Genomic DNA, 23,214 nt, shown 5'->3' with positions numbered 1-23,214 from the left:
CCGCCTGACCACGCCGTCCGACGGCGAGAGCCCACCACGTCCGTCTGTCCCCAGGCGCCGGCACAGGGCGCCCCGCAGGCGATCGAGCAGTGATTCACGTCGCGCTGCGTTCGCTGGCTTCGCGCAGGCCGCGTTCCACAGCCCGGCTGCGGGCGGTGTCCGGGCGGCCGGCCGAGGTGCCGGGGCGGCCGGAGCGGAGCAGGTCGCGCCAGTGTTCGCGGCTCCAGTGGGCCGGTTCCGTGCCGGCGGTGAACTCCTCGACGAGGGAGACGAAACGGGCGGGGTCGGTGTGGAACGGGAAGTGGCCGGCTTGCTCGAAGATCTCCAGGCGGCTGCCCGGCATCGCCTCGTGCGCGCCGTACGCGTGCCGTACCGGCACCACGCTGTCCCGGTCGCCCCACAGCAGCATCGTCGGCATGCCTTCGGTGAGATAGCAGCGGTCGAGCATGGTCACGACCTGGCCGCGCCAGTCGACGACCGCGCGCAGGGTGCGGATGAAGGCGTTGCGGGAGGTCTCGTCGGGCAGCGCGTCGACGAGGGTGAGCAGTTCGGGGGCGTCCTGGCCGAGGTCGGTGTCGAGGAGCTTCATCAGGCGTACGGCGAGGCCCACTTGCAGGCGCATGCCGGGCAGGCGGAGGCCGGCGAGCATGAGGTGGGCACCGGGCAGGGACACCATCCGCAGGACGGGATTGACCTCGCGGCCGACGCCGCCCGCGCTGACCAGGATGAGCCGTTCGGTGCGCTCCGGGAACTGGTAGGCGAACTGCATCGCCACGCCTCCGCCCAGCGAGTGCCCGACGAGGGTCGCGGACTCGATGCCGAGGGTGGTGAGCAGGTCGCGCACCCCGTTGGCGTACGCGGCGACCGAGTAGTCGGCGCGCGGTTTGTCCGAGTCGCCGTGGCCGAGCAGATCGGGGGCGATCACGGTGTGGGTGCGGGCGAGGTCCGGGATCAGTTCGGCCCAGGTCGCCGAGGAGTCGCCGATGCCGTGGATGAGCACCAGCGCGGGTCCCTCGCCGGCCACGCGGAAGGCACGGCGGTAGCCGTGCACGACGCGGTACTGCAACTCGAGTTCTGCGTCGCCCACCGGGCGCAGCCGTACGGTGCGCGCGGGGTGACGTCGCGGGGCGTCCACCACTCGCTCGCCTCCCGTTCCCCGGCCGTGTCTCGGCGGCCGGGAGTTCCTCGCTCGAAAGCCCTTCACTCCAGCGTAGGGGCGCATTCCCCCAGGGGATTTCGGTGAGGTTTCGCCTCCGCTAAGCGGGCGAACCGCCCCGTAGCGGGGCCGGATTGTCAGTGGTGGACGGCAAGCTGGACGTGTGCCCCGTCCGGGGCGCGACCGACGACGCCGACATGGGGAGAGCCGCGCGATGCCCACCGCCGTACTGACCGACCGCGAGCGCACCGCCGTACAGGCCTATCTGCGGCTGCTGCACACCGTGCGAGCTGCTTTCGACGTGGCGCCAGGCCCGCCGGAGGCCGCGCGACCACCTGTCGTTGCGCCCGCCGTGCTCGCCGAGACGGAACGGGCCCTGGCCCGGGCGGGGCTGGCGGGCAACGAGGAGGCGTTCTTCCGGCTGCTGCACACCTGGTGCCCGCCGGAGCCGTAGCGCGGAAGGTGTCGGGCGTGCCGCATGGGGGCTTCAGCCGTGCGGCACCGCGACCGCCGTCGCCACCAGCCCCCGACGGGCGGTCCAGCGCCCCTCGAAGTGCCCGAGCCGCCGACCGCCCACCGAGGGTCCCGGTACGAGGAGTTCGGCACGGAAGGTACCGCTCAGCCGCTCACCGGGGCCGGAGTCGGGTCCCACGGGTCCTACGGCTCCTGCGGGTCCGACGCGGCCTACGACGAACTCGATGTCGGCCTCGCTGAAGTCCAGCCACTTCCCGGTGAGGGGGAACCACGCCTTGTAGACGGACTCCTTGGCGCTGAACAGGAGCCGGTCCCAGTGGGTGCCGGGGTGGTCCCGGGAGAGCCGGAGCACCCGGTCCAGCTCCGCGGGCAGCGCCACCGACGTCAGGACACCGTCCGGGAGCGGCCCGTCCGGTTCGGCGTCGATGCCCAGCGAGGCCAGGTCGGTGGTGCGGACCAGGGCGGCGGCGCTGTATCCGTCGCAGTGGGTCATGCTGCCGGTGAGGCCGGCCGGCCAGCGCGGGGCGCCGCGTTCCCCGGGCAGGACGGGCTGCGGCGGCACGCCGAGCTTCTCCATCGCCCGGCGTGCACAGCCGCGCACGACGGCGAACTCGCGGCGCCGCTTGGGCACCGCCTTCACCATGACGGCCTCTTCCTCCGGGTACAGCCACGCGTTCGCGGGCTCGTCGTGGCCGTACGCCTCCACGGCCACCACGGTGGCCGGCAGCAGTTCCCCGATCACCGCGCCCCCGCCTCACTCGGCATGATCCGGCGCAGCCGCCCCGGCGCTTCCGGGCGTTTGCGCCACTCGCGGGGGTACCCCACGGACACCTCTTCGAAGCGGACGCCCTCGTGCCAGGTGGTCCGCGGGATGTGGAGATGGCCGTAGACCATGGTCTCGACGCGGAATCTGCGGTGCCAGTCGGCGGTGCGGCTGGTGCCGCACCACATGGCGAACTCGGGGTACCACAGGACGTCCGTGGGGTGCCGGTCGAGTGGGTAGTGGTTGACGAGGACGGTGGGAAGGTCGCCTGGCAGGGCGGCGAGTCTGCGTTCGGTCTCGGCGACCCGGGCCCGGCACCAGGCCTCGCGGGACGGGTACGGGTCGGGGTGCAGCAGGTACTCGTCGTTGCACACGATGCCCGTGCCGTGCGCGTACTCGAGCCCCTGTTCCTTGGTCGCGCAGCCGGCCGGCAGGAACGAGTAGTCGTACAGCAGGAACAGGGGAGCGACGACGACCGGGCCGCCGGGGCCGTCCCACACGGGGTAGGGGTCCTCGGGGGTCGTCACGCCGAGTTCCCGGCACAGGGCGACCAGGTGGTCGTAGCGGGCGACGCCGCGCAGGGTGACGGGGTCCTTCGGGTGGGTCCACAGTTCGTGGTTGCCGGGGGCCCAGAGGACCTTGCGGAAGCGGCCGGCGAGGGTTTCCAGGGCCCAGCGGATGTCGGACACGGTCTCCGAGACGTCGCCGGCCACCAGGAGCCAGTCCTCGTCCGTCCCGGGGCGCATGCGTTCGACGAGCGCGCGGTTCTCCTCGTACCCGATGTGCAGGTCGCTGATGGCCAGCAGTTGTCCGGCACCGCCGGCCGTCGACGTCACTTCTCGCCCCCTGTGAGCACTCGAAGGGAACCACGAGAACACAGTCGCCCTCCCGAGGACAAGGGCGGACCGAGTCGGCCGATCTTCCGCCGACCGCCTGGTGACGCGCCCCCGCTCGGTGCGCGTCACCACCGGAGCCATCATGATCGGAAATTCCGTAACACGGGCGTTGCACGCGGCACCCCTTCGAAGCCGTATGATCGCCCCAACACCACCCATGAACGTCCCCTCACACGGGGGCGGTTTGGTGTCCCTCCAACCACCCTGCCCGGGCACGGGCGTGCTCCGCCCTGCCCGCGAACAGTGAAAGGCGGCCTGCATGGTCTCTCGCGTACGCGTCTGGCTCAACCGCACGTACGCGGAGAACGTGTTCTTCATGGATCAGCTGCGGCGAAATCCCAGCGATCGCGCCGTCGAGATCCATGCCACGCACGGAGACGCGGACTCCCCCGTACTGGCCGCGGCCGACACCGCCGACCTGGAGCCGGAGGGCCTGTCCCCGGCGGCGTACGTCGAGTACGCGCTCGACCAGTGCGCCCGGCGCGGCATCGATGTGTTCGTGCCCCGGCTGCACCAGTCGGCGATCGTGGCCCACCGCGCCGACTTCGAGGCGGCCGGTACGGCACTGCTCGCACCGCCACCCGAGGCCGTGGCCGTCTTCCACGACAAGGTGATCGCCTACGAGGCGGTCCAGGCGATCGGCGCGCCGGTGCCGCCGTGGTGGCGGGTGCGCAACGCGGACGAACTCGTCGCCGCTGTCGAGGAGTTGGAGGCGGGCGGCCACAAGGCGTGCTTCAAGCCGGCGTCCGGTGCGGGCGGGGTGGGCTTCCGCGTGATCACGCGCACCCCCTTCTCGCTCATGCACCTCAACGGCTTCCCGAGCCCGTACGTCCCGATGGACCTGGTGCTGGGGGCCCTCGAGGAGGCCGACGAGCAGGACGAGCCGGTCGACTGGCTGGTCATGCCGAGGCTGGAGCAGCCGGAGGTGTCGGTGGACTGCCTCACCGGCCCCGACAACCGGGTCCGGATGGCCGTGGGCCGTACGAAGAACGGCCGCCGTCGCGGGTTCACGCTGCACGAGCAGTGGCTGGAGCCGGCGCGGCTGATCGCGGAGGGGTTCGGGCTGCACTACCTGTCCAACATCCAGTTCCGGATGTACGGCGACACGCCCGTCCTCATGGACGTGAACACCCGTCCGGCCGGCGGGCTGCACCAGCTGTCCCTGTGCGGCGTCAACGCGCCTTGGGCCGCTGTGCAGTTGGCGCTGGGCGAGGACCCGGGCGAGGTCGTGCCGCCGTTCCTGGGGCAGGACTACACGGTGGTGTCGGGACCGCGTCAGCTGCGTCCGGTGTCTCTCCCGCACCAGCGCGCGGAGGTACACGACCCGCTGCCCGCGGTCCCGGCGTCGGCCCCCCAGTCGGTGGAGCCGGTCACCGCGGAGTCCGACACCACGGCTTCCGCGACGGCCTCGGCTTCAGCTTCGGCGATCGCACCGGCCTAGTCCTGGGCGTCCTCGGCGTCCTGGGCTTGCCCGGCGTCCTGGGCTTCCCCGGCGTTGCGCGCACTCACCCGCGGGCCGCTGCCGCACGCCTCGTTCACCCGGCCGGACAGCCCCATCTCTTGTTCTCGCTGCCGTGGTCCAGTGATCGAGCATGAGGCTCTCCCACGGGACGTGACGACCGCGTCCTGGTGGTCGTCCTGATTCTTGTCGGGAACGCGTCTCATGAGCGGCCCGACCCGCGGTACAGCTCCACCTCGCCGTCCAGCTCGACCGCGAGGACCGTGGCGTGCGGGTCGAGGTCGGCGGCTGCGGGCGGGTCGATCCACAGCACGCCGACGGCCTCGTGGAGCCCGCCGACCACGCGATGGGCGAGCTCGGTGCCGGTGCCGAGGACGGTGACCCTGCGGACCGGCGTGACCAGGCCGCGGACACCGATCTCGGCGCGCGGGATGTCGTACAGCGTGAGATAGAGCGTGCGGCGGTCGGCGGAGAGGGTGCTGGGTCCGTAGTGGTGCCCGGCCGGAAGCCCGCGCACCGTCCCGTACACGGCCTCGGAGTGCTTGCGGATCCACTCCCCCAGGCCCTCGAGGCGCTCGACCTGAGGCTCGGGGATGGTGCCGTCCTCCCTCGGGCCGACGTCGAGAAGGAGGTTGCCGCCCCCGCCGATGGTCTCGGTGAAGTAGCGGATCAGCTGGGTGAGCGACTTGTGGTTGTGGTCATGGTGCTGGTAGCCCCACGAGTCGTTGATCGTCAGGCACAACTCCCAGGGCCCGTTCGGGGGTTCGATGGGAGCGCCCTGCTCGGGGGTGGCGTAGTCGCCCTCGCTGAGCATGCGGGCGTTGAAGACGACCTCGGGAGTGTACGAGCGGATGAGGGCGGCGAGCTCCTTGATGCGCCACTGCTCCTCGCTGCGGTCCCACTCGCCGTCGAACCACATCAGGTCGGGCCGGTAGCGGGAGGCCAGCTCCCGGATCTGGCCGTCGCGGTAGGCGATGAACCGCTCCCAGGCCACCAGGTCCTCGTCCTCGGCCGAGCACTCGGAGTAGCGGTTGTCCTCCATCTCCGGCGGGCGGCCCGGCTTGCGGGTGGTGGCGTAGTCGGGGTGGTTCCAGTCGGAGTGCGAGTAGTACAGGCCCACCTTGAGGCCCTTGTCGCGCAGGGCGTCGGCGTAGCCGGTGAGGTAGTCGCGCCCTAGGTTCAGATCGCCGTACGCGGTGTCCCACAGGGCGACTCCGTCGTGGTGGCGGCTGGTGAGGACGGCGTATCTCGCGCCTGCCCGGGCGAAGAGGTCGGCCCAGGCGCGCGGGTCGTAGCGGGCGCCGGTGAAGCGGTCGAGCTGGGACATGTACTGGTCGTGCGGCACGATGTCGTCGTAGAACGACCAGGACTCCTGGACGCCGTCGACGGCGTAGATCCCCCAGTGGACGAAGATCCCCAACTTGGCGTCGGTGAACCACGGCTGCATGGGCACGGCTGAACTCCTCGACAGGACAAGGGACTTCGGACTTCGGACACTGCGGGAAAGGGGCGGACGCGGTGAGCGCGCCCGCCCCTGGGGCCGGTGGTTACAGGCCGGTGGTACCGCGCTGCAGACGGAGCGTCAGAACCTGGAAGGGGCGCAGCGACACCGCGACCGCGCCCTCGCCGTCGACCTGCGCGGTCTCGTCCGGCAGCGGCCGCTCGAGCAGGTCGGTCACCTGGGCACCGGCGAGCGGGAATCCGGTGCTCAGCACACCCTGGGCACGGCCGCCGCGCGACTCGTAGAGGCGGACCACCACGTCACCGGACTCGTCGTCGGCGAGCTTGACCGCCTCGACGGTGACGCCCTCGCCGGCCACGGACACGACCGGCTCCGGGGCGCCCGCCGCGTTCGCCACGCGCAGCGGCAGGTTGAGGGCGTAGCCCTCGGCGACCGCGTCGCCGATCGTGGCGCCCGGGAGCAGGGAGTACGTGAACGTGTGCTTGCCCTGGTCGGCCTCGGGGTCCGGGATGCGCGGGGCGCGCACCAGGCTGAGGGCGACCGTGGTCGTCGTACCGCCGTCCTCGCGGACCGTGCGGGAGACGTCGTGGCCGTACGTCGAGTCGTTGATGACCGCGACACCGTAGCCGGGCTCGCCGATGTGCACCCAGCGGTGGCCGGAGACCTCGAAGCGGGCCGACTCCCAGCTGGTGTTGGTGTGGGTGGGCCGCTGGACGTGGCCGAACTGGATCTCCGCGGAGGAGTGCGCCGCCCGGACGTCCACCGGGAAGCCCGCCTTGAGGATCTTCTCGGCCTCGTGCCAGTCGATCTCGGTCTCGAAGTCGATGCGGGGGCTGTCGGCGCGGACGGTGATGGTCTGGGTGATGGTCGAGCCCTTGCCGAAGGACCGTGTGACGCGGATCGCGCCGAGCAGGGGGCCCTGCGAGACGACCTCGACGGAGTCGGCGGTCAGCAGGTCCTTGTAGCGGTTCTTGTAGTGCTTGTCGATGTCCCAGGCGTCCCAGTAGTTCGGGAGGTCGGTGTGCAGGCGGAGCAGGTTGCCCTTACCGGCGAGCACTTCACGACTCGACCGTAGATCGTATACAGAAGACAGTGTGCCGTCTTCTGTGATCTGTACACGCACGAGCCCGTTGTCGAGGGTCAGCCCCTCGGCCCGCACCGGCTGCGCGGGCCCGGCGTCGGTCAGGGAAGCGCTGCCGTTCGCGGGCACCTCCACGTACGCCGGTGCGCCGTCGGCCGTGCGGACGACTTCCGCGCGGTCGTACGGGCTGGTGTTGAACACGCGGGTGCCACCGGCGCCCAGCGCGGCGACCGCCTCGGCCGTCAGCGCCTCCAGCTCCTCGGCGACGCGCGCGTACTCGGCCTCCGCCTCCCGGTGCACCCAGGCGATCGAGGAGCCCGGCAGGATGTCGTGGAACTGGTGCAGGAGGACCGTCTTCCACAGGCGGTCGAGCTTCTCGTACGGGTACGCGTAGCCCGGCGCGTGCAGTGCGGCCGTCGTCGCCCACAGCTCGGCCTCGCGGAGCCTGTGTTCGCTGCGCCGGTTGCCCTGCTTGGTGCGGGCCTGGGAGGTGTAGGTGGCCCGGTGGAGCTCCAGGTAGAGCTCACCGACCCACACCGGCGCGTCCGGGTACTCCTCGCGGGCGGTCCTGAAGAACGTGTCGGGGTGCTCGACGACGACCTTCGGCGATCCTTCCAGGTCGGCCAGCCTGCGCGCCCGTTCCATGATCTCGCGGGTGGGGCCGCCACCGCCGTCGCCCCAGCCGAAGGGCGCCAGGGAGCGCGTACCGCCGCCCTTCTCGCGGTAGTTGCGCACCGCGCGGTCCATCTCCTCGCCGCTGAAGCGGGCGTTGTAGGTGTCGACCGGAGGGAAGTGGGTGAAGATGCGGGTGCCGTCGATGCCCTCCCACCAGAAGGTGTGGTGGGGGAACTTGTTGGTCTGGTTCCAGGAGATCTTCTGGGTGAGGAACCACTCGTTGCCGGCGAGCTTGGCGAGTTGCGGGTAGGCGGCGGTGTAGCCGAAGGAGTCCGGCAGCCAGACGCCCTTGGTCTCGACGCCGAAGTGCTCGATGAAGAACCGCTTGCCGTGGACCAGCTGGCGGGCGATGGCCTCGCCGCCGGGCAGGTTGCCGTCGGCCTCGACCCACATGCCGCCGACCGGGGCCCACTGGCCCTTCTTCACCGAGTCCTGGATGCGGGCCCACACGTGGGGGTAGTTGTCGCGCACCCACTCGTACTGCTGGGCCTGCGAGCAGGCGAAGATGAAGTCCTCGTACTCGTCGGCCAGGGACGTCACGTTGGAGAAGGTGCGTGAAGTCTTGCGCTTGGTCTCGCGGATCGGCCACAGCCAGGCGGAGTCGATGTGGGCGTGGCCGACGCCGGAGACGGTGTGGGCGCTGGCGTGGGCGGGCCGGGCGAGGACGGGGGCGAGGACCTCGCGGACGGCGGCGGCGCTGCCGGAGACGTCGTCCAGGTCCAGGGTGTCCATGGCCCGGTCCAGGGCGTGCATGATCTCGTGCCGGCGCGGTTCGTGCTCGCCGAGGTGGACCATGAGTTCGCTCAGCACCTGGAGGTCCAGGTCGAGGTGGAAGACCTCCTCGTCGAGGACGGCGATGTCGGCGCGCTGGAAGGTGTACAGCGGCTTGTCGCCCGCCGTCAGGACGTCGCCCATCAGGGTCGGGGCCGAGAAGTTGTCGGCGAGGATGTCGGGGTTGGAGGCCGCCTCGACCAGGTAGTCGATCGTCTCGCCGCCCGTCGCGGGGTTGGCGATCGGCACGTACTGGTTGAGCGGGTTGACCGCCTTCAGGGGTGTCCCGTCCGTGAGGTGGACCAGTGCCTCGGCCTGGTTGCCGGGCCAGTCCCCCACGAAGCCGAGGTCGATGACCGCCTCGACACGCTTGCCGGCCCACTCGGCGGGCACCTGGCCGCGCATGCGGAACCAGGTGGTGCCCCAGGGCGGGCCCCACGAGGTGTCCATCGCGAAGGGCTCGTAGGGCGCGGCGGCGGCCTCCGCGAAGGGGACCGGCTCCCCGGGCGCCTGCCAGGCCTCGACGTCGAAGGGGACGGTGGCCGCGTAGATCGCGGGCTTGATGCGCTGGGTGTGGACGCGCTCGACGCGCTCCTCGATCCGGCGGCGTTCGTCGTGCATGGAAGTCTCCAGGAAACCAGGAAGGGGAAAGCGCTTACTTGAGGTACGCCAGGCCGGGATGGACCGAGGTGTATCCGTCCACCAGTTTGCGCGCGACGTTCACGGAGTCGACGAGCGGGTGCAGTGCGAACGCCTTCACGGCCGTCGCACGGGAGCCGGCCTCGGCGGCGGCCAGCACCTCGCGTTCGACCGCCTTGACCGAGCAGACCAGGCCGGTGGCGTGGTCGGGCAGCGGGGCGACGGCGACCGGATGGGCGCCGTTGGCGTCGACCAGGCAGGGCACCTCGATGACGGCGTCCGCGTCGAGCACCGAGAGGGTGCCCTGATTGCGCACGTTGAGGATCAGGGTCGTGCGCTCGTCACGGGCGATGGCCCGCATCAGCGCGAGGGCCACCTTCTCGTAGCCGCCGGACAGGTCGTCCGCGTCGCGCTCCCCCGCTCCCGCCGTCTCCCGGTTCTCGGACATGTAGGTGGCCTCGCGCTCGGCGCGGGTGCGGTCCCAGGCGGTCAGGGCCGCCGCGTCGGGACGCTTCATCTCCTCGTAGAAGCGGGCCTGCTGGTCGGCGAGGAAGGCGCCGCGGGTCTTCTCGGCCTGCTGGTAGGAGCGGACGGCTTCCCGGTTGAAGTAGTAGTAGTGCAGGTATTCGTTGGGGATCGCACCCAGGGACCGGAGCCAGTCGACGCCGAAGAGCTTGCCCTCCTCGAAGGAGCCGAGCAGGTCGGGGTCGGCGAGCAGTCGCGGGAGTTCGTCGCGGCCGGCGACGCGCAGGCCGCGGACCCAGCCGAGGTGGTTGAGACCGACGTAGTCGATCCAGGCCTCCTTCGGGTCCGCCCCGAGGACGCGGGCGATACGGCGGCCGAGGCCGACCGGCGAGTCGCAGATGCCGATGACGCGGTCGCCGAGATGGCGGGACATGGCCTCGGTGACCAGTCCGGCCGGGTTGGTGAAGTTGATGACCCAGGCGTCGGGGGCGAGGCGGGCCACGCGCTGCGCGATGTCGACGGCGACCGGGACCGTCCGCAGACCGTAGGCGATGCCGCCCGCGCCGACCGTCTCCTGCCCAAGGACACCCTCGTCCAGCGCCACCCGCTCGTCGTTGGCGCGGCCCTCCAGGCCGCCGACCCGGATCGCGGAGAAGATGAAGTCGGCGCCGCGCAGGGCCTCGTCGAGGTCGGTGGTGGCGGTCACCCGGGGGGCGTCGGGCACGGCGGCGGCCTGCTCATCCAGTACACGGGCGACTGCATACAGTCGACTGTCGTCCAGATCGTGCAGAACGACTTCCGTGACCCGGCCCTCGGCGCGGTCCGTCAGCAGCGCCCCGTACACGAGCGGCACCCGGAATCCGCCGCCGCCCAGAATCGTCAGCTTCACGCTGCGCCCGCCTTTCCTGGTTCTCCCGCCAGGACCACGTCGACGCCGACCTCCTCCAGGGAGGACCGGGTCGCCGCGTTCACCGGCGCGTTCGTCACCACCGCGTCCAGCTCCTCGGGACCGCAGACCTGCGCCATACCGGTACCCGGGAACTTCGCCGAGTCGGCGAGCAGGACGACCTTGTCACTGGCCTTGATCATGGCCCGCTTCACCGGGACCTCGACGACCGTCGTGTCCATCACCTGCCCGCCCGGCCGCACTCCACTGGTGCCGAGGAAGAGCCAGTCCGCGTGCAGCTGGCGCAGGTTGTCCTCGGTGAGGAAGCCGACCAGGGAGCGGTACTCGCGGCGGAGCATGCCGCCGAGCAGCACCAGCTCGATGCCCTCGTCGTCGGCGAGCTCCTCGTAGACCACCAGGTTGCTGGTGATCACGGTGAGGCGGCGGCCGTGCAGCTGTCTGGCCAGGCGGTAGGCGGTGGTGCCGATGTCGAGCAGTACCGACTGCCCGTCGGCCACCATGGCGGCCGCGTGCGCGGCTATGGCGTCCTTCTCGGCCACCCGCACCTCGGCGACCTCGGCGAAGGGCTGGTCACCCTCGTCGGCCACGGCCCCGCCGTGCACCCGCGTCAGCAGGCCGTCCTCCTCGAGTTTGACCAGGTCGCGCCTGATCGTGGCGGGGCTCACACCCAGCTGCTCGGAGAGATCGGTCACGGCTGCGGGGCCACCTGAGCGCAGGGCCCGCAGGATGAGTTGATGTCGTCGTTCTGCCAGCACGACGTGAACACTACTCGTCATCTTCAATCATTTCTATGCTCACTTCTGCTGAGGTCTTGACCAATGTCGCCGATCGGCGCACGATTCCGGTCACCGAAATGAAGAGTTTTGACGAGACTCTCCAGACGAGAGGATGCGCGCGTGGACGACGACCGGCCCGAGGTGCTGCTGACCGGGCTGCTCTTCTACGACCTCGTCCTCACCGGTCTGGGCGGGCCGCCGACGCCGGGCGAGGAGATCTGGACGGCCGGCATGGGCTGCGGGCCCGGCGGCATCGCCAACCTGGCCGTCGCCGCCTCCCGCTTCGGTCTGAGAACCTCCCTGGCCACGGTGTTCGGCGACGACTTCTACGGCGCCTACTGCCAGGAGATCCTCGCCGGTCAGGAAGGCGTCGACCTCTCGCTCTCGCGCGTCGCGGACGGCTGGCACACCCCGGTCACCGTCGCGCTCGCTCACGGACACGACCGTGCCCTGGTCACCCACGGCCAGGAACCGCCGTACTCGCAGGACGCGCTGATGGGCGACCCGCCCGAGGCGCTCACGGCCCTCGTGCACCTGGAGGCCGAACCGCGCGCCTGGCTCGCCAAGGCCGCCGCGAACGGCACCCGGATCTACGCCGACGTCGGCTGGGACCCCACCCAGCAGTGGTCCACCGACCTCCTCGACCAGCTCTCCCTCTGCCACGCCTTCCTCCCCAACGAGGCCGAGGCGATGGCCTACACCCGAACCGACAGCGCGGTCGCGGCCCTCGGCACGCTCTCCGAGCTGGTGCCCGTCGCCGTGGTCACGCGGGGCGGCGACGGCGCCGTCGCCGTCGACCAGACGACCGGCGAGTACGTGGACGTCCCCGCCCTGGACATCGACGTCCTGGACGCGACGGGCGCCGGGGACGTCTTCGGCGCGAGCTTCGTCGCCGCCTCGCTCGGCGGCTGGCCGCTGGAGGAGCGGCTGCGGTTCGCCGTACTGGCCGCGGGTCTGTCCGTACGGCATCACGGTGGCGCGCTGGCGGCCCCCGGCTGGTACGGCGTCGACCGCTGGTGGCGCTCGCTCACCGACCCCGCGCTGAAGCGGGCGTACGGCTTCCTGGCGGAGCGGCTCCCGGACGATCCCGGCCCTCCCGTGCGGTACGCGCCCGTCACGCCGCCCGCACGGCAGCAGTGATCCCCGCACTCGCAGAACCCGCGACATCCCCCCCTCGTATGCGAAGTCCCGAAGAGATTTGAAAGGCGGTGGGAGCTGTGCGGCTCTCACGAAGAGGCCTGCTGCGCGCGGGCCTGGCCGGCACGGCGGCCACGGCGCTGGGCGGCCTGGCGTCCGGCTGTGCCGTTCCGACCGGCTCGACCGGCCGGAACATGGTCCTGTGGTACTGGGACGGCGGCCTGGGCGACACGGTCGTCGCGAAGGCCAAGGCCCGTTACGACAGCGCGGTCGACCTCCGGGCCATCAAGATCGGCGGCTACTACCGGTCCAAACTGATCACCACGATGGCCGGACGCGCCCATGTCCCCGACATCGCCGGCCTCAAGGGCGAGGACATGGCGTCCTACCTGCCCAACGCGGACCAGTTCGTGGACCTGCGGACCCTGGGCGCGGAGAAGTACAGGAGCCAGTACCTGTCCTGGAAATGGGACCAGGGCATCGCCGACGACGGCTCGATGGTGGGCTTCCCCATCGACTGCGGTCCGGTCGCGCACTTCTACCAGTACGAAATCTTCCGCAAGGCGGGACTGCCGTACGAGCCCGCCGACGTGTCCCGGGAGCTGAACACCTGGGAGAAGTTCTTCGCGGCGGGCGAGCGGCTCCGGAAACGGATTCCGGGAACCTCCCTGCTCACCGACGTCAACAGCGTCTTCGAGAACGTGGTGCAGCAGGGCAGCAAGCGGTACGTCGACAAGGACCGGAACTTCATCGGCGACCAGGAGCACGTGCGGGGCGCCTGGGCACTCGCCGTGGAGGCCAAGCGGCGCCGGATCGTCTCCAACCTGGTCACCGGCACCCCGGACCAGATCTCGGCGGTGGACTCCGGCAAACTGCCCAGTCAGCTCGGCGCCTCCTGGGCAACGTACGACATCAAGAACGGCAACCCGAAGACCAAGGGCAAGTGGCGGATCGCGGACATGCCGGTGCGGCCCTCCAACAACGGCGGCTCGTTCCTGTCGATCACCAAGGCGTGCCGGGAGCCCGAGCAGGCCTTCGAGATCATCGCGTGGATGCTCGACGCGGCCAACCAGGCCTCGGGCTACGTCGACGCGGGTCTGTTCCCCTCCACTCCGGCCTCGTACGGCCTGAGGCAACTGCGCGAACCCGACCCGTTCTTCGGCGGCCAGGTGACGACGGACGTCTTCGGGCCCGCCGCGCAGAAGATCGTGGTCGCCTACAACAGCCCCTTCGACGTGGCGCTCGGGCAGCCCATCAAGGACGAGATCAAGAACGTCGGCGTCCTCGGCAAGGACCCGGAGAAGGCCTGGAGTGACGCCATGAGCAAGTGCCGGCGGATCGCGAAGCACCTGGGGGTGAGCTACTGATGGCCACCGTCCCCGCCCTGGAGAAGCCCCCCGTGGTCCTGGCGGACCCGCCCGCCGTGCGGCCGAAGAACGGGTGGCGCAAATACTGGCACCTGTATGCCGCGATCTCCCCGTTCTATCTGCTGTTCCTCGCGTTCGGTCTGATCCCCGTCGGCTTCTCGCTCTACCTCTCCTTCCACCGCTGGGACGGCCTCGGCTCGATGGAGTGGGCGGGCCTGTCGCAGTACCGGTACCTGCTGAGCGACAGCGACTTCTGGAGCTCGATCGGCAACACCGTCATCATCTGGGCGCTGGCCACCTTCCCCATGATCTTCCTGGCGATGGTCACGGCCGTGATGCTCAACGCGGCGGTCCGCTTCAAGAACGTCTACCGGTTCGCCTACTTCCTGCCGAACGTCACCTCGGTGGTGGCGATCGCGATCGTCTTCGGCTCGGTGTTCTCCACCAACTTCGGCCTGGTGAACGCCCTGTTGCAGGCCGTGGGTCTCGACCAGGTGGCCTGGCTGAACACGCCGTGGGGCATCAAGGTGGCCATCGCGACACTGATGACCTGGCAGTGGGTCGGCTACAACGCGATCATCTTCCTCGCGGGTCTGCAGACCATCCCGGGCGAGCTGTACGAGGCGGCGCGCATGGACGGCGCCGGTCCCCTGCAGACGTTCTTCCGGATCACGCTGCCCCTGCTGCGGCCGACCCTGCTGTTCGTCCTCGTGGTCTCCACGGTCACCGGCCTGCAGAGCTTCACCGAGGCGCAGGTCCTGCTGCAGAACACCTCGAACGACTCGACGTTCTCCGGCGGGCCGGACCACGCGGGCCGGACGATGGTCCTCTACTTCTTCCAGCAGACCTTCGACAACAACGACTTCGGCTACGGCGCCGCCGTGGCGTGGGGCATCTTCCTCGTCGTCGTCATCTTCTCGATCATCAACTGGCGGCTGGTGCAGCGCCGGGACGAAGACTAGGGAGGCCCGAACACCATGGCATTCATCCAAGGCACAAGGCGCCCCAAGGGCATACAGGGTGTCCGGCGCCGGGGCATCGCACTGCACGCGGTCCTCGTCATCGGACTGCTGCTGTCGGCCTTCCCGTTCTACTGGGCCATCATCATGTCGACGCACACGTCGACCGAGATCTTCTCCTACCCGCCGAAGCTGCTGCCCGGCTCGCACTTCCTGCAGAACGTGCGCAGTCTCTTCGACAACATCGACTTCTTCGGCTCGATGTTCAACTCGCTGCTGGTGGCGTGCGCGGTGACCTTCCTGGTCCTGTTCTTCGACTCGCTGGCGGCGTTCGTCTTCGCCAAGTTCGAGTTCCCGGGCCGCAGGCTGCTGTTCGTCGTGCTGATGGCGATCTTCATGGTGCCGACGCAGATGGCGATCATCCCGCAGTTCGTGATCATGGCGAAGATCGGCTGGATCGGGTCGATGACAGCGCTGATCGTGCCGGCCGCGGCCAACGCGTTCGGCATCTTCTGGATGCGCCAGTACATGCAGAGCGCGATCCACGACGAACTGCTGGACGCCTCGAAGATCGACGGGGCGAACTTCCTGCGCCAGTACTGGCACGTCGCCCTCCCGGTCGTGCGTCCGGGGCTCGCCTTCCTGGGCATCTTCACCTTCATGGCCCAGTGGAACGACTACGCCTGGCCCCTGATCGCCCTCACCAACCCGGACAACGTCACCCTCCAGGTCGCGCTGTCCCAGCTGAACGGCGTCCACGGCACCACCGACTACGGCATGGTGATGACCGGCGCGCTGCTCGCCCTGATCCCGCTGCTGATCGTGTTCGCGATCGGCGCCAAGCAGATCATCGGCGACCTCGGCAAGGGGGCCATCCGCTGATGGACCCCTTGCTGGCACTTCGCCCCTGGGAGGCACCCGAGGTGACCTCCTGGCGGCGGCTGCCGATGAACGCCACGGACCGCCGCGCCGGGGCGCTGAAGCTGGACGGCGACTGGCGCTTCCAGCTGCTGCCGGCGCCGGACGCGCCGCTCACGGACGCCTGGTCGTCGGCGTACGTCCCCGGTGTCTGGACCATGCAGGACACCGACGACCTTCCGCAGTACACCAACGTCCGTATGCCGTATACAGAATTCCCTCCACTGTCTCCCGCCGACAATCCGACGGGTGTGTACGAGCGCACGGTGGACGTGCCCGCCGAGTGGGCGGGGCGGCGTTTCGTGCTCCAGGTCGGGGCCGCCGAGAGCGTGCTCCTCGTGCACGTGGACGGGCGGCCGGTCGGCATCTCCAAGGACTCCCACCTGGCCGCCGAGTTCGATCTGACGGAGGTGGTGCACGCCGGCGAGCGGGCCGTCGTACGGCTGACGGTCGTGAAGTGGTCGGACGCCTCGCACATCGAGGACCAGGACCAGTGGTGGCACGGGGGCGTCACCCGGTCGGTGCTGCTGTACGCGACGGATCCGCTGCACCTCGCCGACGTGACCGTGCGGGCGGGACGGTACGGGGACCTGAGAGTCGACTGCCGGGTGCGGGACGCGGGTGGTGCGCTGCCCGAGGGGTGGTACGTCAGCGGCGAGCTGGACGGTCAACTGCTCACGCAGGACGGCGAGTTCGACCGCGTCAACACCGACGACGACCGCGTCTCCGACTTCCTCGGTGAGGCCCGGCTGCAGACCACCGTCGCCGACGTGCGCACCTGGAACGCCGAGACGCCCGAGCTGTACGACCTGACCGTACGGCTGCACCGCGCCGACGGCACGGTCGCCGACGCCTCGCACCACCGCGTCGGCTTCCGGGACGTCGAGATCGTCGGGCGGGACCTGCTGGTCAACGGCGAGCGGGTGTTCGTCCGGGGCGTCAACCGGCACGACTTCCATCCGCTGACCGGGCGGACGGTGTCGCAGGACGACCTGCGCGCCGACCTGGTCGTGCTGAAGCGTTTCGGCTTCAACGCGATCCGTACCTCGCACTACCCGGGCGACCCGGCGCTGTACGACCTCGCCGACGAGCTCGGCTTCTACGTCGTGGACGAGGCGGACATCGAGTCCCACGACCACGCCCACGAGATCGCCGACGACCCGCGCTATCTGAACGCCTTCGTGGACCGGGTCTCCCGGATGGTGCTGCGGGACAAGAACCACCCCTCGGTCCTCATCTGGTCGCTGGGCAACGAGTCCGACTACGGCGCGAACCACGACGCGGCGGCGGGCTGGGTACGCCGGCACGACCCGACGCGGCCGATCCAGTACGAGGGCGCCGCCAAGCTCGGCTGGGCCGATCCGGCACTCGCCTCCGACATCGCCTGCCCGATGTACGCCCCGCTGGAGGACTGCGTGGCACACGCGCTGTCCGGCGAGCAGACCAAGCCGCTCATCCAGTGCGAGTACTCCCACGCGATGGGCAACAGCAACGGCACGCTCGCGGACCACTGGGCGGCCATCGAGTCCACCCCGGGTCTTCAGGGCGGCTTCATCTGGGAGTTCTGGGACCACGGCATCCTGCAACGTGTGAACGACGGAAGACCGGTCGGGCGAGGGGGCGCCGGACTCTACGACAACGGTGTCACCGCGCCCGGCCACCGCTGGGCGTACGGCGGTGACTTCGGGGAGCGGATCCACGACGGCGCCTTCATCGCGGACGGGGTCGTCTTCCCGGACCGGACGCCCAAGCCGGTGATGTACGAGCACCGGGAGATCGCTGCGCCGGTGCGGCTGGAGTGCTTCCGGCACGAGGGCATCGTCATCGGCAACCACCAGCACTTCCGCGGCCTGGACTGGCTGTCCGCCCGGTGGGAGCTGGCCCTGGCCGACGGCGGCACGCTGACCGCACCGGCCGAGCTGCCCGAACTGCGCCCGGGTGAGTCGGCGGCGGTGCCGCTGCCGTTCGAGCTGCCACAGGGCGGCGGCGAGGCGTGGCTGACGCTGCGGGTGACGACCGCTGCCGACGAGCCGTGGGCGCCGCGCGGCACGGTGGTGTGTCTGCCGCAGGTGCGGCTGCGCGCGGCTGAACCGAAGCGGTCCGCCCCCGTCGTGCAGAACCGTTCCGTCGATGTCGACGGGGAGGGGCTGCTCCTCCATCCCCTGCTCTCTTCCGCACCCGTCCTCTCGCTGTGGCGGGCGCCCACCGACAACGACGAGCTGGGCGGCATGGCCCTGCGCTGGCGGACCTGGGGGCTGGACGCGCTCGTGCGCAAGGTCGCCGACGTCCGCCGGGCGGCGGGGCGGGTCACCGTGCACGCCGAGTACGCGACGGAGGCGGGCGTCGTCCGTCATGTGCAGGTGTTCACGCCGGTCGAGGCCGGCGTCCACATCGAGGAGCGGGCCGAACTGCCGGACGCGCTCGTCGATGTGGCGCGGGTCGGCTCCGTGTTCGAGACGGTGGCGGGTCTCGACCTGATGGAGTGGTACGGGCAAGGCCCCTGGGAGTCGTATCCGGACCGCGGCTTCGGCGCGCCCGTCGGCCATCACTCCGTCCCGGTGGACGAGTTGTTCACCCCCTATCTGCGTCCGCAGGAGAGCGGCGGGCGGCACGGCGTACGGCGGTTCACCCTGTCGGCGCCGGACGCCACGGGTCTCACGGTTGCGCTGGACGAGCCACGGCAGGTGGCCGTGACCCGTCACCGCGCCGAGGACCTGACCGCCGTGACCCACCACGACCAACTCGTCCCACGGGCGGGGTGCGTGGTCCATGTCGACGCGGCCCACCGCGGCCTGGGCACCGCCTCGTGCGGGCCCGACACCTCACCGTCGTACCTCGTCGCACCGGGCGTCCACCACTGGAGCTGGACCCTGCGCGCCCTCTGACTCCCCCCACGCCTTCTCTGTCACCTTTTACGCAGTGTTACGGAGCACACGTGTGCGTTTCGCATGAGCACGATCAGGGCGAGGCCGCGCAGGCCGGTGCCGGAAGACGCGGTTTCCTGCGGGCGACGGCGCTTCTGGGTGCCGCCGCGACGGCCGGTCTCGCGCTGCCGGCGGCCGCCGAGGCGGCCCCGGCCCCCGCCGCCTGGCGGCCCGACCCCGACAGCAGCCGCTTCACCCTCGCCGTCATGCCCGACACCCAGTACCTATTCGACGGGCCGAGCATCGACAAGGCGCCGATCGAGGCGTCCCTGCGCTACCTCCTGGAGCACGGCAAGGAGGAGAACATCGTCTTCCTGTCCCACCTCGGCGACCTCACGGAGAACGGCGCCCAGGCCGAAGTCACCGCGATCAGCGAGGCGTTCGGGCTGCTGGACCGGCGCGGCGTCGGCTACAGCGTCCTGGCCGGCAACCACGACGTGAAGTCGTCGACCGACGACCAGCGGGGCTCGACGCCGTACCTGAACGCCTTCGGTCCGGACCGGTTCAAGGGGAAGCCGACCTTCGGCGGGGCCTCTCCCGACGGCTACAACACCTTCCACCTCTTCAAGGCGGCCGGCCGGGAGTGGATGGTGCTCGCGCTGGACTGGCGGCTGTCGGCGAAGGGGTACGCGTGGGCCAAGGAGGTCCTGGCCAAGCACCCGAAGACGCCGGTCGTCCTCACCACGCACGAGCTGGTCGTCGAGGACGACAGCCTGTCGGCGTACGGACAGCAGCTGTGGGACCAGCTGATCGAGGACCACGACCAGATCTTCCTCACCCTCAACGGGCACTACTGGCCGGCCGGCCGGGCGACGCGCAAGAACGCGGCGGGCAACGACGTCCACCTGCACCTGACGAACTACCAGAACCGGTACTTCGGCGGTGCGGCGATGATCCGTCTGTACCACTTCGACCTGGACCGCGACGTCATCGACGTCGAGACGGTCTCACCCTGGATCCTCGGCCGGGCCTCGAAGGGACTGAACGAGCTGGAGCGGCAGGAGATCGAACTGAGCGGCGACGCCGACCGGTTCTCCGTCGACATCGACTTCGCGGACCGCTTCTCCGGCTTCGCCCCGCTGCCCGTACGCCCGGCCCGCCCCGCCTCCAGGATGCTGGTCCCGGGAACGGTCGCCTACTGGCGCTTCGACTCACCCGCGTCCGGCACGGTCCGTGACCTGTCCGGCCGCGGCAACGACCTCACCCTGGTTTCGGTGGGCGGCGGCGCCCTGGGCTGGTCGGCGGACCACCACCCCGACCAGCCTGGTCACGGCAGCCTGGAGTTCCAGGGCTACAAGTCCCCGCTCAAGGGCGCCTACCTGCGCACGGTCGACGGCGCCCCCCTCAACTCGGCGACCTTCAAAGCCGGTTACACCATCGAGGCCTTCTACCGCCTCCCCGTCGACTGGGACGCCTCCCACAACGCCTGGTCGGGGCTGGTCAGCCGCACCGGGACCGGCGGCGCCGCCGGCAAGACCGAGGACGACCCGGACGAGCCGCTGGCCACGCTCTCCCTGTCCGACGGACCCGGCCCGCAGTGGGCGGTCCGCCCGCTCAACCAGCAGGGCATCGTCACGAACTGGGGCGACGAGACGGCCCGGGAGAAGTGGTGGCACGTCGCCGTCGTCAACGACGGCTCCCACACCACGATGTACGTCCAGGGCTGCCCGGTCGCCCGCAACCCGCACGCCCCCGCCGTCGGACTCACCTCGGTCGGGCTGCCGTGGCTGCTGGGCGGTTACGAGTACGGCGGCACCATCGACCAGATCCTGTACGGCCGGCTCGGCGACGTCCGGATCGTCGAACGAGCCCTGCCCGTCGCGTCGTTCATGAACCACTGACCTGTTGCGAAGGATCACGATGAACGAGCAGCAGCTGCCCGTATGGGCCGATCCGTCCGTCTCCCCCGCCGACCTCGACGCCCAGGGCGTCTCCCGACGCGGGCTCCTGCGCAGCGCGGGCCTGTTCGGCGCCGCCTTCGCCCTCGGGTCGGCGGCGACCCCCGCGCTCGCCGCCGATCAGCAGGGCTTCGGCGGCGACGACCCCCGCCTCGCCTACCTCGTCGGCGACCACCACGTGCACTCCGTGTACAGCCACGACGCCAAGTACACGTTCTCCCAGCAGGCCCAGGCCGCAGCCCGGTACGGCCTCGACTGGATGGTGTTCAACGAGCACTCCAACTTCGGGCACGCCTACTACGGCGCCGAGATGGAGCACAAGGAGATCCTCAAGGCCCGGGCCGAGAACCCCCGTCAGCTGATCTTCCAGGGTCTGGAGTGGTACATCCCGGCCGCCGAGCACTGCACGGTGTTCGCCGCGCCCGGGCCCCACGAGGTCGACCTGCTCACGCGGTTCGAGCTCGCCTACGACGGCAAGCTCCTCAACTACACCGAGGGCTCCGCCGCCGCGACCGACACCGCCCGCAACGAGGCCCACGCCGTCAAGGCCATCCGGTGGCTCGCCGAACAGCGCCGCACCGGCTACGTCGACGACGTCCTCGTCCTCGCCAACCACCCGCTGCGCCTCGGGATCGACTCCCCGCACGAGATGCGCAACTGGCGCGACGCGGCCCCCGAGATCATGATCGGCATGGAGGGCGCGCCCGGCGCCCAGGGCGCGGCGCTCCCCGGCTGGCGCGGCTCCACCTCGGTCCGCGGCGAGTACGAGAACAAGCCGTCGGCGCAGTCCTGGGCGGGCTACCCGGCGGACGCGTATGTGACGTACGGCGGTTTCGACTGGGCCACCGCGACGGTCGGCGGGCTGTGGGACGCGATGCTCGCCGAGGGCAGGCTGTTCTCGATCACCACCAACTCCGACAACCACCGGACCGTCTTCGACACCTGGAAGAACGGCGACTGGCCGGCCGGGCAGAACTTCGACAACACCGGCAGGCTGCCCGACCCGGTCGACACCGACGCCCCGCAGCCCGGCAGCGACTTCTGGCCCGGCCAGTTCAGCCGCACCCACGTCGGCGTCACCCGCTACGGCTATCGGGCGGTCATGGCGGGCCTGCGCGCGGGCCGCGTCTGGCTGGACCACGGGCATCTGCTCGACGGCCTCGACGCGCGGCTGAAGCGGGACCGCGACCACGGCCGGGGCGTCACCCTGGGCGGCCGGCTGCGGGTCCGCAAGGGCGAGAAGCTCACGCTGAACGTCACCGTCACGACCGCCTCACGGCCCAACGCCCAGGGAATCCTGCCGGAGTTGGCGCACGTGGACGTGATCCGGGGCGCGGTGCGCGGCCCGGTCGCCGACCGGGACACCTGGCGGGCACCGGACACCAAGGTCGTGCAGACGAAGGACGTGTCCGGCCGCACGGGGACGTACACCCTGCGCGTCCCGCTGACCGCGGGCGACGAGTCCTTCTACGTCCGGCTGCGCGGCAGCGACGGCAACCGCAACGGCGCGGGCTATCTGGGGGCCTCCGTCGACCCGCACGGCCCGATTCCCCACGTGCCCGGAGACGGTGACCCGTGGGCCGATACGTGGTTCTATTCCAACCCCATCTTCGTCGACGTGGCAGGAGCCTGATGAAACGTCAACTCGTCGCCCTGGCCGGCTTATTAGGTGCGTGCGCGCTGGGCGTGGGCACGGCGTCGGCCGCCGGTGACCCGCACTGGAAGGAAACCGGCACCGCATACACCGACACCCTCGGCGGCGGTCAGGGCCTCGCCAGTCGCGCGGACGGCTCCCTGCTGTACCGCGGACTGGCGTCCATCCCCCTCGACCTCCGCGTCAAGGGCTGGAACCACATCGGTGACCCGGACATCGCGCGCGGGTACGTCTTCGACGCCTACCAGGGTCCCGACACGGCCACGTCGAAGATGTTCGCGGTCACCACACCGGCCGGGAAGCGCTACGAGTACGTCCACCGGCTCAACCCGGGCGAGAAGCTGAACAACTCCTTCGCCAGCGTCTCGCCCGACGGGCAGTGGCTGGTGTCGGGTGAGTGGGGCGACCAGAACAGGCTCCAGGTCTTCCCCGCTCCCCTGCTCAACCCGGCCACTCCCCCGACCGGAGGCGACCTGTCGGAGGCCTGGCAGATCACGCTCGACAAGCCGGTGCGCGACGTTCAGGGCTGCGACTTCGTGACGGACACCCGGCTGGTGTGCGCCTCGAACGACGCCTCCGGCACACTGTTCCCCGAGATCCGGCCGCTGCTCCAGATCGACCTTCCCCGCAAGCTGGACGGACAGGCGGTCACCGGCTCGGTGCGGAGCCTGTTCGCACTGCCGCAGCGCAGCGTGTGCACGGGCACGTTCGAGGCGGAGGGCGTCGATCACGACGCGAACAGCGGCACCCTGCGGGTGGAGATGATCCCGCCCGGAGTGTGCGCGGTGGCGACGGCCGTGTACGCGTACAAGCAGGTCACGGACTGATCGGCG

General features: G+C 70.5%; 17 protein-coding genes. 10 read left to right on the top strand and 7 right to left on the bottom strand.

What is annotated here, in order from left to right; genetic code table 11:
- Positions 1-94 precede the first annotated feature (94 nt).
- Entirely contained in the window at positions 95-1,138 is a 1,044-nt protein-coding gene (locus ACFWWR_RS00705) for an alpha/beta fold hydrolase (protein WP_383866238.1), read from the bottom strand.
- Between the two features lie 232 nt (positions 1,139-1,370).
- Here ACFWWR_RS00705 and ACFWWR_RS00700 point away from each other — a divergent pair, with 232 nt between their 5' ends.
- A complete protein-coding gene (locus ACFWWR_RS00700; RefSeq protein WP_384301195.1) occupies positions 1,371-1,610 on the top strand; it encodes a hypothetical protein in 240 nt (79 codons plus the stop codon).
- 33 nt (positions 1,611-1,643) lie between these two features.
- Here the strand turns inward: ACFWWR_RS00700 and ACFWWR_RS00695 are convergent, their stop codons facing one another.
- A complete protein-coding gene (locus ACFWWR_RS00695; protein WP_383866234.1) occupies positions 1,644-2,372 on the bottom strand; it encodes a 4'-phosphopantetheinyl transferase in 729 nt (242 codons plus the stop codon).
- Positions 2,369-3,229: a metallophosphoesterase family protein gene (locus ACFWWR_RS00690; RefSeq protein WP_383866232.1), complete on the bottom strand. Its 861-nt coding sequence runs from the start codon at positions 3,227-3,229 to the stop codon at positions 2,369-2,371. Before ACFWWR_RS00690 ends, ACFWWR_RS00695 begins: the two co-directional genes overlap by 4 nt.
- Before the next feature lie 319 nt (positions 3,230-3,548).
- On the opposite strand from ACFWWR_RS00690, the gene ACFWWR_RS00685 reads away from it, so the two are divergent.
- Positions 3,549-4,730 carry an ATP-grasp domain-containing protein gene (locus tag ACFWWR_RS00685; protein WP_383866230.1) on the top strand — a complete coding sequence of 394 codons (1,182 nt, stop codon included), beginning with the start codon at positions 3,549-3,551 and terminating at the stop codon, positions 4,728-4,730.
- A gap of 220 nt (positions 4,731-4,950) precedes the next feature.
- On the opposite strand, the gene ACFWWR_RS00680 is transcribed toward ACFWWR_RS00685, so the two are convergent.
- The 4 genes from ACFWWR_RS00680 to ACFWWR_RS00665 all read right to left on the bottom strand — a co-directional run bounded on the left by ACFWWR_RS00680 (position 4,951) and on the right by ACFWWR_RS00665 (position 11,503).
- A complete protein-coding gene (locus tag ACFWWR_RS00680; RefSeq protein WP_384301191.1) occupies positions 4,951-6,201 on the bottom strand; it encodes an alpha-L-fucosidase in 1,251 nt (416 codons plus the stop codon).
- A 94-nt stretch (positions 6,202-6,295) separates the two neighbouring features.
- The gene (locus tag ACFWWR_RS00675) at positions 6,296-9,358 is read right to left on the bottom strand and encodes an alpha-mannosidase (protein ID WP_383866224.1); all 3,063 of its coding nucleotides are present in this window, start codon (positions 9,356-9,358) and stop codon (positions 6,296-6,298) included.
- Positions 9,359-9,392: 34 nt separating this feature from the next.
- Positions 9,393-10,730 (bottom strand): 6-phospho-beta-glucosidase, encoded by a 1,338-nt coding sequence (locus tag ACFWWR_RS00670; RefSeq protein ID WP_383866222.1) that lies wholly within the window; start codon positions 10,728-10,730, stop codon positions 9,393-9,395.
- On the bottom strand, positions 10,727-11,503 hold the full coding sequence (locus tag ACFWWR_RS00665) for a DeoR/GlpR family DNA-binding transcription regulator (protein ID WP_383866220.1): 777 nt from the start codon (positions 11,501-11,503) through the stop codon (positions 10,727-10,729). Before ACFWWR_RS00665 ends, ACFWWR_RS00670 begins: the two co-directional genes overlap by 4 nt.
- Before the next feature lie 141 nt (positions 11,504-11,644).
- Between ACFWWR_RS00665 and ACFWWR_RS00660 the strand changes: the two genes are divergently transcribed.
- The 8 genes from ACFWWR_RS00660 to ACFWWR_RS00625 all read left to right on the top strand — a co-directional run bounded on the left by ACFWWR_RS00660 (position 11,645) and on the right by ACFWWR_RS00625 (position 23,208).
- A complete protein-coding gene (locus tag ACFWWR_RS00660; protein WP_383866218.1) occupies positions 11,645-12,664 on the top strand; it encodes a carbohydrate kinase family protein in 1,020 nt (339 codons plus the stop codon).
- Positions 12,665-12,741: 77 nt separating this feature from the next.
- The gene (locus tag ACFWWR_RS00655; RefSeq protein ID WP_383866216.1) at positions 12,742-14,028 is read left to right on the top strand and encodes an ABC transporter substrate-binding protein; all 1,287 of its coding nucleotides are present in this window, start codon (positions 12,742-12,744) and stop codon (positions 14,026-14,028) included.
- On the top strand, positions 14,028-14,990 hold the full coding sequence (locus ACFWWR_RS00650; RefSeq protein ID WP_383866214.1) for a carbohydrate ABC transporter permease: 963 nt from the start codon (positions 14,028-14,030) through the stop codon (positions 14,988-14,990). The genes ACFWWR_RS00655 and ACFWWR_RS00650 overlap by 1 nt, the downstream gene beginning before the upstream one ends.
- A 15-nt stretch (positions 14,991-15,005) precedes the next feature.
- Entirely contained in the window at positions 15,006-15,869 is an 864-nt protein-coding gene (locus ACFWWR_RS00645; protein WP_383866212.1) for a carbohydrate ABC transporter permease, read from the top strand.
- The gene (locus ACFWWR_RS00640) at positions 15,869-18,790 is read left to right on the top strand and encodes a glycoside hydrolase family 2 TIM barrel-domain containing protein (RefSeq protein WP_384301188.1); all 2,922 of its coding nucleotides are present in this window, start codon (positions 15,869-15,871) and stop codon (positions 18,788-18,790) included. The genes ACFWWR_RS00645 and ACFWWR_RS00640 overlap by 1 nt, the downstream gene beginning before the upstream one ends.
- 50 nt (positions 18,791-18,840) lie before the next feature.
- Positions 18,841-20,670 (top strand): LamG-like jellyroll fold domain-containing protein, encoded by a 1,830-nt coding sequence (locus ACFWWR_RS00635; RefSeq protein ID WP_383866208.1) that lies wholly within the window; start codon positions 18,841-18,843, stop codon positions 20,668-20,670.
- Between the two features lie 19 nt (positions 20,671-20,689).
- The gene (locus ACFWWR_RS00630) at positions 20,690-22,360 is read left to right on the top strand and encodes a PHP domain-containing protein (protein WP_383866206.1); all 1,671 of its coding nucleotides are present in this window, start codon (positions 20,690-20,692) and stop codon (positions 22,358-22,360) included.
- The gene (locus tag ACFWWR_RS00625) at positions 22,360-23,208 is read left to right on the top strand and encodes a hypothetical protein (RefSeq protein ID WP_384301185.1); all 849 of its coding nucleotides are present in this window, start codon (positions 22,360-22,362) and stop codon (positions 23,206-23,208) included. Before ACFWWR_RS00630 ends, ACFWWR_RS00625 begins: the two co-directional genes overlap by 1 nt.
- The last annotated feature ends 6 nt before the right edge of the window (positions 23,209-23,214 follow it).

The sequence above is a fragment of the Streptomyces sp. NPDC058678 genome, from assembly GCF_042714835.1.
Lineage (GTDB): Bacteria > Actinomycetota > Actinomycetes > Streptomycetales > Streptomycetaceae > Streptomyces.
The sequence above is the reverse complement of the archived record's forward strand: the minus strand, read 5'-3'. Positions and strand labels throughout refer to the sequence as shown.